This is a genomic window from Devosia ginsengisoli, from assembly GCF_007859655.1.
Lineage (GTDB): Bacteria > Pseudomonadota > Alphaproteobacteria > Rhizobiales > Devosiaceae > Devosia > Devosia ginsengisoli.
The window spans coordinates 1468455-1482830 of the sequence record NZ_CP042304.1 but is presented as its reverse complement, the minus strand read 5'-3'; the positions used below and the strand labels follow the sequence as shown (position 1 = coordinate 1482830).

General features: G+C 64.0%; 16 protein-coding genes. 11 read left to right on the top strand and 5 right to left on the bottom strand.

The genetic code is table 11. The features are described from left to right. Window positions 1-45 precede the first annotated feature (45 nt). From FPZ08_RS07350 to FPZ08_RS07340, 3 genes are all read left to right on the top strand, one after another. Complete coding sequence (locus tag FPZ08_RS07350) at window positions 46-1173, top strand: S-(hydroxymethyl)glutathione dehydrogenase/class III alcohol dehydrogenase (protein WP_146289370.1); 1128 nt, start codon at window positions 46-48, stop codon at window positions 1171-1173. Window positions 1174-1235: 62 nt separating this feature from the next. Further along, the gene (gene parS / locus FPZ08_RS07345) at window positions 1236-1706 is read left to right on the top strand and encodes a type II RES/Xre toxin-antitoxin system antitoxin (protein WP_425457598.1); all 471 of its coding nucleotides are present in this window, start codon (window positions 1236-1238) and stop codon (window positions 1704-1706) included. Beyond that, window positions 1703-2209: an RES family NAD+ phosphorylase gene (locus FPZ08_RS07340; protein WP_146289368.1), complete on the top strand. Its 507-nt coding sequence runs from the start codon at window positions 1703-1705 to the stop codon at window positions 2207-2209. Before parS ends, FPZ08_RS07340 begins: the two co-directional genes overlap by 4 nt. A gap of 10 nt (window positions 2210-2219) precedes the next feature. Here FPZ08_RS07340 and FPZ08_RS07335 read toward each other — a convergent pair whose 3' ends face one another. Next, the gene (locus FPZ08_RS07335; protein WP_146289367.1) at window positions 2220-2576 is read right to left on the bottom strand and encodes a cupin domain-containing protein; all 357 of its coding nucleotides are present in this window, start codon (window positions 2574-2576) and stop codon (window positions 2220-2222) included. Window positions 2577-2608: 32 nt separating this feature from the next. Between FPZ08_RS07335 and FPZ08_RS07330 the strand changes: the two genes are divergently transcribed. The 3 genes from FPZ08_RS07330 (at window position 2609) to FPZ08_RS07320 (ending at window position 4565) form a co-directional block, all read left to right on the top strand. Then, window positions 2609-3160, top strand: coding sequence for an AAA family ATPase (locus FPZ08_RS07330; RefSeq protein WP_146289366.1), 552 nt, complete (start codon window positions 2609-2611; stop codon window positions 3158-3160). Continuing rightward, window positions 3153-3617, top strand: coding sequence for a YaiI/YqxD family protein (locus FPZ08_RS07325; RefSeq protein ID WP_146289365.1), 465 nt, complete (start codon window positions 3153-3155; stop codon window positions 3615-3617). Before FPZ08_RS07330 ends, FPZ08_RS07325 begins: the two co-directional genes overlap by 8 nt. A 78-nt stretch (window positions 3618-3695) precedes the next feature. After that, window positions 3696-4565: a polysaccharide deacetylase family protein gene (locus tag FPZ08_RS07320; protein WP_246132824.1), complete on the top strand. Its 870-nt coding sequence runs from the start codon at window positions 3696-3698 to the stop codon at window positions 4563-4565. A gap of 9 nt (window positions 4566-4574) precedes the next feature. Here FPZ08_RS07320 and FPZ08_RS07315 read toward each other — a convergent pair whose 3' ends face one another. Beyond that, window positions 4575-5483 (bottom strand): alpha/beta hydrolase family protein, encoded by a 909-nt coding sequence (locus FPZ08_RS07315; RefSeq protein ID WP_146289364.1) that lies wholly within the window; start codon window positions 5481-5483, stop codon window positions 4575-4577. Window positions 5484-5693: 210 nt separating this feature from the next. Here FPZ08_RS07315 and FPZ08_RS07310 point away from each other — a divergent pair, with 210 nt between their 5' ends. From FPZ08_RS07310 to FPZ08_RS07290, 5 genes are read left to right on the top strand one after another with little or no spacing between them, the layout of a single operon-like run. After that, window positions 5694-7280 carry an ABC transporter substrate-binding protein gene (locus tag FPZ08_RS07310; protein WP_146289363.1) on the top strand — a complete coding sequence of 529 codons (1587 nt, stop codon included), beginning with the start codon at window positions 5694-5696 and terminating at the stop codon, window positions 7278-7280. After that, complete coding sequence (locus FPZ08_RS07305; RefSeq protein ID WP_146289362.1) at window positions 7281-8222, top strand: ABC transporter permease; 942 nt, start codon at window positions 7281-7283, stop codon at window positions 8220-8222. It begins immediately after the preceding gene. Continuing rightward, on the top strand, window positions 8219-9067 hold the full coding sequence (locus tag FPZ08_RS07300; protein ID WP_146289361.1) for an ABC transporter permease: 849 nt from the start codon (window positions 8219-8221) through the stop codon (window positions 9065-9067). Before FPZ08_RS07305 ends, FPZ08_RS07300 begins: the two co-directional genes overlap by 4 nt. Before the next feature lies 1 nt (window position 9068). Then, window positions 9069-10703 carry a dipeptide ABC transporter ATP-binding protein gene (locus tag FPZ08_RS07295; RefSeq protein WP_146289360.1) on the top strand — a complete coding sequence of 545 codons (1635 nt, stop codon included), beginning with the start codon at window positions 9069-9071 and terminating at the stop codon, window positions 10701-10703. Beyond that, window positions 10696-11754 (top strand): dipeptidase, encoded by a 1059-nt coding sequence (locus tag FPZ08_RS07290; protein ID WP_146289359.1) that lies wholly within the window; start codon window positions 10696-10698, stop codon window positions 11752-11754. Before FPZ08_RS07295 ends, FPZ08_RS07290 begins: the two co-directional genes overlap by 8 nt. On the opposite strand, the gene FPZ08_RS07285 is transcribed toward FPZ08_RS07290, so the two are convergent. Genes FPZ08_RS07285 through FPZ08_RS22595 form a run of 3 tightly spaced genes read right to left on the bottom strand, consistent with a single transcriptional unit; the run spans window position 11744 to window position 14369 of the window. Further along, window positions 11744-12961 carry an AGE family epimerase/isomerase gene (locus tag FPZ08_RS07285; protein ID WP_146289358.1) on the bottom strand — a complete coding sequence of 406 codons (1218 nt, stop codon included), beginning with the start codon at window positions 12959-12961 and terminating at the stop codon, window positions 11744-11746. The genes FPZ08_RS07290 and FPZ08_RS07285 overlap by 11 nt on opposite strands. Beyond that, on the bottom strand, window positions 12958-14103 hold the full coding sequence (locus FPZ08_RS07280; RefSeq protein WP_146289357.1) for an N-acetylglucosamine-6-phosphate deacetylase: 1146 nt from the start codon (window positions 14101-14103) through the stop codon (window positions 12958-12960). The genes FPZ08_RS07285 and FPZ08_RS07280 overlap by 4 nt, the downstream gene beginning before the upstream one ends. Further along, complete coding sequence (locus FPZ08_RS22595) at window positions 14100-14369, bottom strand: 6-phosphogluconolactonase (RefSeq protein WP_281285675.1); 270 nt, start codon at window positions 14367-14369, stop codon at window positions 14100-14102. Before FPZ08_RS22595 ends, FPZ08_RS07280 begins: the two co-directional genes overlap by 4 nt. Window positions 14370-14376 lie beyond the last annotated feature (7 nt).

Below are 14376 nucleotides of genomic sequence, written 5' to 3'. Positions count from 1 at the left end.
GCGGGCCTGTGCCAAGTCATGGGGAAACCGAACAGGAGAATCCCCATGAAGACCCGCGCCGCCGTTGCCTTCCAGCCCGGCAAGCCGCTCGAAATCGTCGAGGTGGACCTCGACGGCCCCAAGGCCGGCGAGGTGATGATCGAAATCAAGGCGACGGGTATCTGCCACACCGATGACTTCACCCTGTCCGGCGCCGATCCCGAGGGGCTGTTCCCGGCCATTCTCGGGCATGAAGGCGCGGGCGTGGTGGTGGATGTTGGGTCAGGCGTCACCAGCCTTAGGAAGGGCGACCACGTCATTCCGCTCTACACGCCGGAATGTCGCGAATGCTATTCCTGCCGCTCGGGCAAGACCAATCTATGCACGGCCATCCGCGCGACGCAGGGGCAGGGGCTGATGCCCGATGGCACGTCGCGCTTCTCGTTCGAGGGCAAGCCGATCCATCATTACATGGGCTGCTCGACCTTCTCCAATTTCACTGTGCTGCCCGAGATCGCGGTGGCCAAGATTGATGCATCGGCCGCCTTCGACAAGGTCTGCTATGTCGGCTGTGGCGTGACCACCGGCATTGGCGCTGTCATCAATACCGCCAAAGTGGAGATCGGCGCGACGGCGGTAGTGTTCGGGCTGGGCGGTATCGGGCTCAATGTGATCCAGGGGCTGCGGCTGGCTGGAGCTGACATGATCATTGGCGTCGATATCAACAATGACAAGAAGGCCTGGGGCGAGCGGTTCGGGATGACGCATTTCGTCAATCCGAAGGAAATCGGGGAAGACGTGGTGCCCTATCTGGTCAATTTGACCAAAAGGCGGGGCGATCTCATCGGCGGCGCCGACTACACGTTCGATTGCACCGGTAACACCACGGTTATGCGTCAGGCGCTGGAATGCAGCCATCGCGGCTGGGGCAAGTCGGTGGTGATCGGCGTGGCCGGTGCCGGCAAGGAAATCTCCACACGTCCATTCCAGCTGGTGACCGGCCGCACCTGGATGGGGACGGCCTTCGGCGGCGCCAAGGGCCGCACCGACGTGCCGAAGATCGTGGACTGGTATCTCGACGGCAAGATCGAGATCGATCCGATGATCACCCATACGCTGCGGCTCGAAGACATCAACAAGGGGTTCGAGATGATGCATTCGGGTGAGAGCATCAGAAGCGTGGTGGTGTATTGATTGACAATTTGCGACATGTGGCGTAAATATTGCGACACATGACGGAGGTTGCCATGCACGGTCTGGCCGAAGCTGCCCAAATGCCCTTTGTGAGCGAGCCTGTATGCGCCTCGGCGCTGCTGGGTGGCAAGCGGCTGCTCAAGCAGGCCGTGCATGACGGGCTCGATGCCCATCAGCTCATCGCGGCCGGCCTGCCCGGTGAGGCGCTGAGCTATCTCGAGGGGCAGTTGACCGTGCTCGATGCCGTGGCCTTCGAAAAGGCCATCGGCATGAGCGTGCGTACGCTGCAGCGCCGCCGCGCCGATCCCGGCCAGCCGCTCAGCGTCGAGCAGAGCGGGCGGGTGTGGAAATTCGCCGAGATACTGGCCAAGGCCACGGCAATCATGGGCAGCCAGCGCGATGCCGAGGAATGGCTCAATGAGCCGGCCATCGGGCTGAATGGCCACAAGCCGCTCGACCTGCTGACCACGTCGGCTGGTGCGGAGCTGGTGGAAACCTTGCTCGGCCAGATCGAATACGGGGTCTATGTGTGACGGCACCGCTGCCCGGCCCGCTGGGCGGAACCGATCTCATTGCCTGGCGGCTCGATGCCAGCCAGTTCGCCGCAACCTGGGATAGCGGGGAGGGCGCCTATCGGTTTGGCGGGCGGTGGAGTAGCGCCGGTACCAGGGCGGTCTATTGTGCGCTCGACGCGTCGACGACCATCCTGGAAGTGGCGGTGCATCGCGGCTTCAAGCGGATGGATACTATTCCCCATGTCCTGACGTCGCTGCGGGTGCTCGATCCGCGCGATGTGTATGTGGTCGAGGCGTCGGTGTTGCCCAATGCGAGCTGGCTGCGCCCCGGCATACCGAGTGCGGGTCAGCAGGCCTTCGGAGATGCATTGCTGCGGGCGCATCCCTTCGTGCTGGTGCCCAGCGTGGTTTCGACCAATAGCTGGAACCTCGTCTTCATCGCGGCGCAAGCTGTTGGACGCTACGCCCTGCGGTCGCAGGAGGGCTCTGCGCTCGATACCAGGCTTCACCCACCGAAATAGACGTGGGCCCTTATTCCAGCCAGATGGTCTCGAAGGCGCCGGCCTCGTGAATATCGATCTGCTCCAATAGTCCGGGGCCAAGATTTTCGAATTTGTGCGGCACATTGGCGGGGCAGACCACGATCTGTCCGGCCGTGGCCTCGATCGTCTCGTCGCCGACAGTGAAGCGCACCCGGCCATTGCGAATGATGAAGGTTTCGGGATAGGGGTGTTTGTGCAGGCGCGGCCCTCCACCTATCTTTTCAGTGTGGACGAAAATCACGCTGATACCAGCGCCATGGGCGCCGCCCTCGAATTCTCCTCGCCAGCTATCGATACCCACTGTGGCATCCGCCCAAGCGGCCTTGTCGATCACCTTTCCCTGCATTTTCGTCTCCCCTTCTGCCTCGAGGACGCATCATGACTCAGCATGCCGACAATCTCTTCATCGTTACCGGAGCGCCTGCCGGCGGCAAGACGACACTCCTCGAAGCTGCCGCGGGCGCTGGATTGGGCATCGGGCAGGAGGCCGCGCGGGCGGTCATCCAGAGCCAGGCCGCGATTGACGGACCGGCGGTGCAATGGCGCAACCCGACCATGTTTGCCGAACTCATGCTGGATCGGGATATCCAGAGCTGGCAGAGCCTGCGAAGTGCGTCCGGACCGGTGCTCTGCGACCGTGGTATCCCCGACCTTGTTGCCTATGGCCGGATGCTCGGGATTGCCGACAGTCAGCACTATCACCGGGCCGCCACGCTTTATCGCTATAATCCGGTAGTCTTCTTCGCGCCGCCCTGGCGCGAGATATTTGCCACCGATGCCGAGCGCATCGAGGGCTGGGAGCATGCGCAGCGCATCTACCAGCCCATGCGTGACGTCTATGAAGAACTGGGCTATCGCATCGTCGAACTGCCCAAGGTGCCGGTCGCCGAGCGGCTGGCCTTCGTGAAAGACGTCATTGCCCATGCCTGAGCCGAGTATTTTCGTCGATGCCGATGCCTGCCCTGTCAAGGACGAGGCCATGCGGGTGGCCGAGCGGTTGGGGCTGGTCATCACGCTGGTGAGCAATGGCGGCGTACGGCCGTCGCGCGATCCGATGATCCGCGTCGTGGTGGTGCCGGCAGGGGCCGACGCGGCCGACGACTGGATCGTGGATGCTGCGCAGCCCAACGATATCGTGCTCACCGCCGATATTCCGCTGGCCAGCCGTGCCATCGACAAGGGCTGCCATGTGCTGGGTTTTACCGGCAAGCCATTCACCACGGCCTCCATCGGCATGGCGCTGGCCATGCGCGACCTCAAGCAGCATCTGCGCGAGACGGGGGAGATCAAGGGCTACAATGCCGGGTTCCGACCGGCCGATCGTTCGGCTTTTCTCAGCGCGCTGGATACGTTGGGCCGCAAGGCTAAATCACTGGCGGGTAAGTAGTCCTTAAGGTTTCGCGAGGGGATTGTTAACCATAATCACGAAAAGTGAGCTCAGCTTTTATCGTGCTGAGTTCAGACCGTGTCGCTTTCGCGTTTTGTTATGTGTCTTGTGGTTGCGGGCGTGGCACTGGCTGGCTGTGCCAAGCCGCCCGAGCCGCATAGGGTGGCCAATACGGCGCCGCTGATCACCAACAGCATCCTGCAGGCCTCGCAGCCCATTTCCCAGCAGCCCATGCCGGAACGGGTCTTTTCGGCCGGCAATCTCGGGGGACGGACGCTGGCCGTGGCCTCAACGACGGACATCATCCTGCGTCCCGGCGAAGTCATCCTGACCTTCGACGATGGCCCGCGGCCCGGCAAGACGACCGAAATTCTTGCCACCTTGCGGGACTTCGGCGTCAAGGCAACTTTCCTGATGCTGGGGTCGTCGGCACAGGCGCATCCGGCGCTGGCGCAGCAGGTGGCGGCGAGTGGCCACACCGTGGGCAGCCATACATTCGATCATGTCGATCTCGGCACGCTCGATCGACAGGCGGCGCTGGACGAAATCGCCAAGGGCGAGAGGGCGGTGCGGCTGGCACTGGCTGGGGGCGGGCAGGTGCTCTCGCCCTTCTTCCGCTTTCCCTACCTGTCGCAGACCGGATTCCTGCGCACCAACCTCATGCAGGGCAGCATGGTCATTCTGGATGTCGATATCGACAGCAAGGATTACTACAAGGATACACCCGAAACCGTCGTGGCGCGGACCATGGCCCGGCTGGATGCGCGGGGCAGTGGCATTATCCTGTTCCACGATATCCACCAGCGCACGGTGCAGACCCTGCCGCTGTTCCTGGCGCAATTGCAGGAGCGCGGCTATTCGGTGGTGCGCCTTGTGCCCAAGGATACCGGTGTCTTCGGTCGCGACGTGATCACGGCCGACGCGCCGCCGCTGCGGGGGACGCTCTAGGCCCCAAGCTTAGCCTTTGGCGTGTCCCAGATGCGTGGCGAAGAACGCCATGACCTCGTCTCGCATGGCATCGGTCTCGGTATGCCCGGTGTCTGGATAGGCGATGTAGCTCAGGTTTTCCGGACTGCCGGATGCCTGGTAGGCGGCTTCGGTTTCCTGGTAGGCGCGTGCGATCGCTGCCGGCGGAGTCAGCGGATCGTCAGCCCCATTGCAGATGAGCTGCGGCCGTGGCGCGACGAGGCCGGCGATCTGTCCCACCGACGTTGCGTGGGAAAACCCGGGAATGGTGAGATAATGGCCGTGCAGGTCGTGATGATCGAGCTCGATCAGTGTCTCGAAATCGGCATAGCAGCACAGATGGGCGACGGCCTTTATGCGAGCGTCGAGCCCGGCCAGCATATAGGCATGGGTGGCGCCCATGGATATGCCGAACGTGCCGATGCGCTCCGCATCGACATCGCTGCGTGCGCAGAGGTAGCTCAGCGCACCGGATAGTTCGCTCAGCATCTGTCCCATGACGGTGTGCCCGCGCCACAGCGTCTGTTTCACCAGCGCGTCTTCCGACACGCCTGACCGTGCGCCGAAACACGGCATGTCGATGCACAGGGTGACGAAACCGGCTCGGGCAAAGACCGGTCCCAGCGGACCGCGCAACGCGGCGCGCCCATCCAGCAATTCGCCCGCTCCGATGTCATAACGACGGCCATGTGCATGGGCATAGAGCATGGCAGGATGGCGACCGGTTGCCTTGGGGCGTGTCAGAAATCCACGAATGCTGGTGCCGGCATAGTCCAGATCGAGGGTCTCGACCACATAGTCGCCGCGGTCTTCCTCCGTCGCTCGAATGACCTGTGGCGCCGGTGCCGGCTGGGCGCGAAACAGCTCCCAGAGCTTTGAAATATAATCCTGTTTGTGCATTTCAGGCTGGAGGGGCGGAATATGGGTCATGTGAAGCCGCGTGGCATTCCCTGTGTTGAGGCCGGTATCCTACTTACGGCTGCGTTGACATGCAACCGGTTGCACTGTAGCGTTTCTAACATTGCTTCAGCGCTTGCTCCAGATTGCGGACCGCGCGGGCAAGGAGGATCGGCGCGTGCCCCGTAGTGGCGCGACAAGGGAGAATTGGTGATGCCTAAACGTAACTTTTTCGCGGCTGCTCTGGCCGTGGCCTTGCTGGCCGGAACCGCGCTGGCCGGTCCGGTCTTCGCGCAGGAAAGCGTGCTGAAATTCGTGCCGTCGAGCGACCTGCCGACGCTCGACCCCAGCCAGACCACGGCCAAGATCACCGGCAATATGGGCTTCCTGGTGTTCGACACGCTGTTTTCGATGGACAGCAACCTGGTCCCGCATCCGCAGATGGTCGACAACTACACGGTGAGCGATGACGGGCTGGTCTATACCTTCGTGCTGCGCGACGGGCTGGCGTGGCACGATGGAACGCCGGTAACAGCCGAGGATTGCGTGGCTTCGCTGGAGCGGTTCTTTGCCAAGGACGGCATGGGCGGGACGCTCAAGGCGAGCACTGAATCCCTGGTCGCGGTTGACGACAAGACCTTTGTGCTGACGCTGAACGCGCCTTATGGCCTGGTGCTGGACGTACTGGCCAAGGTGGATCAGCCCATTCCCTTCATGTATCCGAAGTCGCTGATCGGTGAGGACCCCAATATTCCGTTTACCGTGCCGGTCGGTTCAGGTCCCTATAGCTACAATGCCGAGGAATCCAAGCCGGGCATCCAGTTGGTCTTTGACCGCAACGCGGCCTATGTGCCGCGTTCGGAGCCGCAGGACATGCTGTCGGGCGGTAAGGTTGCCGGAACGGATCGCATTGTCTGGACCTTCATCGCTGATCGCCAGACGGCCGCCAATGCGCTGATGGCCGGCGAGGTGGATTTCGTGGAAGGCCCGCCGGCTGACATGCTGCCCATCCTGCGGGCGGACAGCAACCTGGAAGTGGCGGCGCGCGATCCGCGCGGCGAACTGATCGTCCTGCGCTTCAACTCGCTCAACCCGCCCTTCGACAATGCCAAGGCGCGGCAGGCTTTCGCCATGGTGGTGGATCAGCAGAGCTATCTGCAGGCCGCCGTTGCGCCAGGGGAGGGCAAGGAGTGCCGGTCGATCTATACCTGCGATAGCCCTTATTCCACCGATGTCGGTACCGAGCTTATCGGTTCGGGCGACGTGGAATCGGCCCGCAAACTGGTGGAAGAAAGCGGTTATGGCGGCGAGTCCATCGTGCTGCTGCAGCCCACCGACCTGCCCACGGTGAACAATTTCGCGCTCATCGCGGCGCAGGAATTGCGCAGCATCGGCTTCAATGTCGAACTGGCAGCCTCCGACTGGGCGAGCATCATCCAGCGCCGGGCCAAGACCGAGCCGCAATCGGAAGGCGGATGGAACATGTTCATCACTACCGCTTCCGGCGGTCTGCTCGACACGCCGATCTCGAACCTGCCGGGCAAGACCAATTGCGAAGCGGCCTGGGCCGGATGGCCGTGCGATGAGGAGGCGGAAGCCATCAAGGCACGCTTTGCCCTCACCTCCGATCCGGCGGAGCGTCGTGAGATTGCCGACGAGTTCCAGAAGCGCGTCTATGAGCTGATGACATTCGTTCCGGGTGGCCAATATCAGTTGTTCGATGCCTGGAACGTCAATGTCGATAATGTCGTCATCGGCGCGGCATCGCCGCTCTACGGGGTGACCAAGGTCGCGCAATAGATGATCTCATTCCTGCTCCGGCGTGCCCTGGCAACAGTGCCGGTCATCGCCATCGTCATGCTGGCGGTCTTTCTTGTGGTGCATCTGGGCGGGAGCGATCCCGCCCGGATCATCGCTGGCGACAGTGCCGGCGCCGCCGAGGTGGAGACGCTGCGCGAAGCGCTTGGGCTCAACCGTCCGCTGCCGATCCAGTTTCTCGACTGGGCCGGCAGCACCCTGCGGGGTGATCTGGGAAGCTCGCTGTTCTACGGCACACCTGTCGTCGACATGATCTCCGTGCGCATCGGCCCGACCATTGCGCTGGCCATCGGCACGCTGCTCTTCGCCGTCCTGCTGGGCGTGCCCATGGGCACGTTCGCGGCCGTCACCGCAGGGCGCTGGCCCGACAAGCTGCTGATGGGCGTGGCCTCGATCGGCTTTTCGCTGCCGATCTTCATCGTGGCCTATACGCTGGTCTATTGGCTCGCTTTGGTGCCCGGCTGGTTTCCGGTGCAGGGCTTTACGCCGCCGCAGACTGACTTGGGACAATTCCTGCGGGGCATGACCCTTCCGATCATTACCTTGGGCGCGTTTTACATGTCGCTCTTCGCCCGCGTCAGCCGCGCGGCGGTGCTCGACATGCTCAAGGAAGATTTCGTGCGGACTGCACGGGCCAAGGGCGCCACGCCGCTGCGCGTTCTCACGGCCCACGCCCTGCGCTGTGCCGCGGTGCCGATCATCACCATTATCGGCTCCAGCTTTGCCGGCCTGCTAGGCGGCGTGGTGGTGACTGAGACGCTGTTCAACATTCCCGGCCTGGGCCGGCTGGTTACGGAAGCCATTCTCAAACGCGACTTCCCGATCATCCAGGGCGTCATCCTGGTGACGGCGCTCATCTACATCTTCGTCAACATGGTGGTCGACATGATCTATGCGCTGCTCGATCCGAGGATCCGCCAATGAGCGACGTCGCATCCGCGCCCGCCATGCGGCGGCTGCAGCTCGATCCCGTCACGATACTGGGTCTCGTGGTCCTAGCCGTGCTGATTGCCACCGCCGTGCTGGCGCCGTGGATCAGCCCCTATGGTCCCACCGATATCAATCCCGCCACGCGGCTACAGCCGCCATCGGGTGAACACTGGCTCGGAACCGACCGCATCGGCCGGGACGTGCTGACACGGGCGCTGCATGGTGGCCGCATCTCGCTCACGGTGGGATTTCTTGTCGGTGTCGCCGTACTTTGCGTCGGCGTGCTGCTTGGCCTGCTGGCCGGCTCGGTGCGCTGGCTGGATGGCCTGATCATGCGGGTGATCGACGGTATCATGGCCATGCCGGCGGTGCTGGTCGGCGTTGCCATGGTCGTCATGTGGGGCGGCGGATTGTGGGCGCTGCTGATTGCCATCGGCATTCCCAGCCTGCCCGATACGGTGCGCCTGACACGTAGCCTGGCGCTGTCCATCCGCACCGAACCCTATGTCGAAGCGGCGCGCATGGGCGGGACGCGGCTGCCCATGTTGCTGTGGCGGCATTTCATTCCCAACGCGCTCGCGCCGCTCATCGTCATCGGCACCTATGTCGGCGCCAATGCCATCGTGGCGGAATCACTGCTGAGCTTCCTGGGTGTCGGTATGCCGCCGGAAATGCCCAGTTGGGGCAACATGATCGCCGAGGGGCGCCTGGCCTTCCAGATCGCGCCCTGGGGCGTGTTCGTGCCGGCGCTGTTCCTCACCGCCACGGTTCTCGCCGTCAATCTGGTGGGGGATGGCCTGCGCGATTCCACCGATCCGCTGCGGCTCAAGAGTGACTGACATGAACCAGACCAAAGAGCCTGCAGTGCTCGACATTGCGGGTCTGCAGATCGACCTGCCGATCGGGGCCGACCGTCCGCATGCCGTGGCCAATCTCGACCTTCGCATTCGCCGTGGCGAGATGGTGTGCCTGGTGGGCGAATCCGGCTCGGGAAAATCCCTGACCGCCATGGCCACGATGGGCCTGCTGCCGCGCGTGCTGCAACGCGGAGTGCGCGGGACCATTTCGCTGGCCGGGCGGGACCTGCTGAATATCACGCCGCAGGAGAGGCGGCAGATCGTCGGCCGCGACGTGTCGATGATTTTCCAGGAGCCGATGACCGCGCTGCATCCCGTGGTGAATGTGGGCGCGCAGATCGAGGAGGTCCTCAAGATCCACCGCCCGCAGCTCGGCGCCGGGGAGCGGCGAGAGCAGGTTCTGGCGGCCTTGCAGGCGGTGCAGCTTCCCAGTCCGGAACAGATCAGCCGGGCCTATCCGCATGAGCTGTCCGGTGGACAGCGGCAGCGCGTCATGATCGCCATGGCGCTGATCCTCGATCCCATGCTGCTCATCGCCGATGAACCGACCACCGCGCTGGACGTGACCACGCAGGCCGAAATCCTGCGCCTCATCAAGGACCTGCAGGTGCGGCGCGGCACGGGCGTGCTGTTCATCACCCATGATATCGGCGTGGTCCGCGACATTGCCGACCATGTCGTGGTCATGCAGCATGGGCAGGTGGTCGAGCAGGGTAGCGCTGAGGCCGTGCTGGGAAATCCCCAGCAGGACTATACGCGCGCCCTGATCAACGCCATTCCGGAACTGGGCAGCGTGCGCGCCGAGCCCAAGGAACTCGGGCCGGTGCTGGTGCGCATGACCGACCTGCGCAAGAGTTTTTCGCGTCGCAAAGGCCTGTTCCGCCAGGAGCGGTTCGACGCCGTGGGTGGCGTGGACCTGACGCTGCGGCGCGGGGAAGTGCTGAGCGTGGTGGGGGAATCCGGTTCGGGCAAAAGCACGCTGGCGCGCTGCCTTGCCGGCCTGACTGCCCCGTCCGACGGGCAGATCGTGGTGGGTGGAGATGCCCCGCAAGGTGCCGGGTCTCGCCGGCATGGCCAGCGCGTGCAGATGGTGTTCCAGGACCCCAATCGCTCACTCAATCCGCGCCGCAAAGTGGGCGAATCCATCATCGAGGGGCCGATGAATTTCGGCACCTCGCGGAAAGAGGCCATGGCCCGCGCCGCCGAGCTGATGGAACTGGTCGGGTTGCGGCCGGATTCGCTGGATCGGTTTCCCTACCAGTTCAGCGGCGGGCAGCGGCAGCGCATCTGCATCGCCCGCGCGCTGGCCTTGCAACCCGAGGTGCTGATTGCCGACGAGGCTGTTTCGGCTCTCGATGCCACGGTGCAGCAGCAGGTGGTGCGGCTGCTCGACGATATCAGGCGGCGGCTCGACCTCAGCATTCTCTTCATCACCCACGACCTGCGCGTGGCGGCCCAGATCAGCGATACGATCGTGGTGATGCAGCGCGGCAGGATTGCCGAGGCCGGCAGCGTCGCGGCGGTGCTGGGCAGCCCGCAATCGGACTACACGAAACGGCTGCTGGCGGCGGTGCCGGGCCAGAAACACAGCTTCACGGAGATAGAAGCGAATGACTAACCCAGTCAGGGTTTTCGACGGGCATAATGATGTGCTCGGGCGGCTCGTCATGTCGGGCGTGGCCGATCCGGTCGGTGCCTTCCTCAATGGTTCGACGGATGGTCATATCGACCTGCCGCGCGCGTTGAGGGGAGGCGTGGCCGGCGGGCTGTTCGCCGTTTTCTGCCCGTCGGGCGGCAGTTTCGATTTTGCCGAGCATCGTACGGCCGACGGCGTCGACATGCCGCTGCCGGGTCTGCTGGCGCTCGAAACCGCCCAGGCATCGATGCTCGCGCAGGTCGCACTGCTGCGTCGCATCCTGGACCAGGCCGGTGGCCGGGTGGCACTGTGTTTGAACCGGGCGGATATCGAAGCGGCCTTTGCCGCCGGCAAGCTTGCCATTGTGCTGCATCTGGAAGGCGCCGAGCCGATCGACGCGAATTTCGACATGCTGGAGGTGCTGTATGCCGCCGGGCTGCGATCGCTGGGACCGGTCTGGAGCAGGCCCAACCGGTATGGCTACGGCGTTCCGTTCCGCTTTCCCAGTTCACCCGATACCGGGCCGGGTCTGACCGACGCCGGGCGCGAGCTGGTGCGGCAGTGCAACCGGCTCGGCATGCTGGTCGACCTTTCGCACATTACCGAGCAGGGCTTTTGGGATGTGGCCAAGCTGTCGCAGTCACCGCTGGTGGCGACGCATTCCAACGCCCATGCTTTGTGCCCGGCCGCCCGCAACCTGACCGACCGTCAGCTCGATGCCATCAGGGATTCCGACGGCATGGTGGGGCTCAACTTCGCCACCGCCTTCCTGCGGGATGACGGCGACATGCGCGCCGATACGGATATCGCGCTCATGGTGCGGCAGCTCGACTATCTGATCGAACGGCTGGGCGAAGGTCGGGTAGGGTTCGGCTCGGATTTCGATGGCGCGGTGGTGCCGGAGGCCATTGGCGATATTGCCGGCATGCCTGTTCTGACCAAGGCGCTGGCCGATGCCGGCTATGGCCGGGAGCTGATCGAACGGCTGGCCTGGCGCAACTGGATCGATGTGCTGGGCCGCATTATCGGGTGAGGCGGTCGACCGCCCTTATCGCGCCCAATAGCGACAAGCCGGTATGATAAAGCGGGTCGAGATCGGGTGTTGCCGGCACCCGGTCCACCGGTCCGGTCCAGTCGCGGTTCTGGAAGGCCATGGGCGCATCGGAACGCAGGTAATTCTGCCAGAAAGCGCTGTCCGCCCGGTGCCAGAATTCGATGAACCGCGCGTCGCCGTTCCGCTCATAGGCCAGGGCCGTCGCCCGGATCGTCTCGGGCAGCGTCCACCAGGGGAAATGGGGTTCGAGCACCGCGCCGGTCTTGACGGATACGGCAATGCCGATGCCGGGGCCGTGAAACCCGGCCTCGCAACTGGCCTGCAATCCCTGCAGCAATTGTGGAATACGCGGATCATCCGCAGCGACGAAGTCGAGGGCGAAGCCGAAAAACTCGATGGCATGGCCCGGATTGCATAGCTCGCCGTCCGGCTCGTCGCGCAGCAGATGCGTTTTGGCATCCATGTGGCGGTTGAGAACATGATCGATGAAGCGATTGCCGAAGGCAGCATCGCTCCCATGGCCCAACTCCTGCAGCAGGGCCGCGGCGCCGAGCAGGATCATGCGGGGACCGTAATTTTCGCGCTCGCCGGCCAGGGCTGCCGCATCGAGCGGCTGGCGCTCATTCTGGATGAAGCGTCCCTTTTCCAGATCGGCAATGAGCACCTGCATATGCCCGCGCCAGGTGGCTTCGCGCGGTGTGTCGAAGCGCTGGGCAGCGGCAATGAGGCCTTTCAGCATGAAGGCCTGCGAATAGGTGGCAAAGCCGGCGCCCGATAGCTGCCGATGCGCCTGGCCGGTGGCATCCATGTGAACGGGAATTCGGGCGCCATCGTAGAGGAAATAGCCGTTGCCATATTCCGCATAGAGCGCGGCGAGGCTGTCGTAGAGTGCGCGAGCCCTGTCCATGGCCCGTGCGGCCAGATCAGGGGCTTCGGCCTGCAGATAATCGGCATGGGTCACCAGCGCTTCCAGCCCGCGGCCCTGGATCCAGCCATAGGTGAATTGCGGTGCCCTCAGGCCGTCATCGGGACCGTAGTCGGCCAGCGTCAGGCTGTTGACCTTGGTATTGAGCCACCCACCGGGCAAAGCGGGGCGATCGAGAAGCCATTGCAGGCTTGCCTGGTTGAGGGCCACATATTTATTGCGCCAGTCGCGCAACTGGCTGTTGCGATCGCCACCCGTCATCCCACAACGCGCTCCCCGCGCAGATAGACGTTGCGGATATCGAGGTTGGTTTGCCCCGGTTTCCAGTCGAAGCAGATCAGGTCTGCTGCGGCGCCGATTTCCAGCCTGCCGCGACCGCCCATCAACCGGCCGGCCTGACGGCTGGCGAGGTCGAGCGCCTCGGCGAGCGTGATGTCGGCCATGGCGATGGCGCTGGCGACGCCTTCGGCCAGGTTGCGTGCCGCGCCGGCAAGGTAAGGCGTGCCGGCCAAACTCAGCCGCCCATCAGCGCTCAATTCGACGTCTCCGCCAATCGGCTGGTGATAGCGACCCGGCGACAGTCCGCCCAAAGCCACGGCATCGGAAACCAGGAAGGCCCTGTTCGGACCTTTGGCGCGCAGCATGACCTTGAACGTATCGGCATCGAGATGGTGGCCATCGGCGATCAGCCCGGCAGTGAGCCGGTCGTCGGCCAGTTGGGCCCAGATCGCGTTGGGATGCCGGGGCAGGGTGGCGGCAATGCCATTGCCCAGATGGGTCGAAATGCTCGCACCGGCCTCGGCTGCCGCCGCAATCTGGGCTGGCGTGGCATGGGTATGACCGATGGCCACCTGAGTGCCCATGCGCACCAGGTGCCGGATCTTCTCGGGTGCGTCGGGGCTGTGCGGTGACAGTGTCACCATGCCGACCAGCCCGTCGCAGGCCGCTTGCCAGCGCTGGAATTCGTCTAGATCGATAGCGCGGATATGGGCCGTCGGATGCGCGCCGCGGGCGCCATCCTCGGCTGAAATCCAGGGGCCTTCCACGTGAATATGGCCGATCATCTGCGCCAATACGGGGTCGCCGGCGCGCGCCAGCGCGATGGTGCGCAGCCCGTGCAGCAGGCCGGCTTCGCTCGCGGTGATCAGTGTGGGCGCAAAGCTGGTGACCCCGGTTTGCAGCAGGACCTGGCCCAAGGCGCGAACGGTGGCCGCGTCCAGCGCGCCGGAATTGAGATCATGGCCGGCATAGCCATTGACCTGCAGGTCGATCAGTCCGGCGGCCAGGTAGTGTTTCGCATCAGTGGCCGGCTCGATGCGGGTGATCAGCCCGTTTTCGAAATGAATGCGTTGCGGCTGCCCTGTTGTCGGGTCAATGCCGGAAATCTCGCCGCTGCCGCTCATTGGGGATAGGATTCCTGATCGACATAGAGGGTGCAGTCGTTGTGTCGGCGCAGGATGCTCGCCGGGCAGGCGGTGTCAATCGGCCCGCGAATAGTGCTGCGCACGGCTTCGGCCTTGCTGGCGCCCGGCACGATGCAGATCAGCCGATTGCCGGCCATTAGCTGCGGTATCGTGAGCGTGATCGCGTGCTGGGGTACATCGGCCACGGTGGCGAATTCGCCATCGTCGACCTGCTGCTGGCGGCAGATCAGGTCCAGTTCGACCACCTTGACG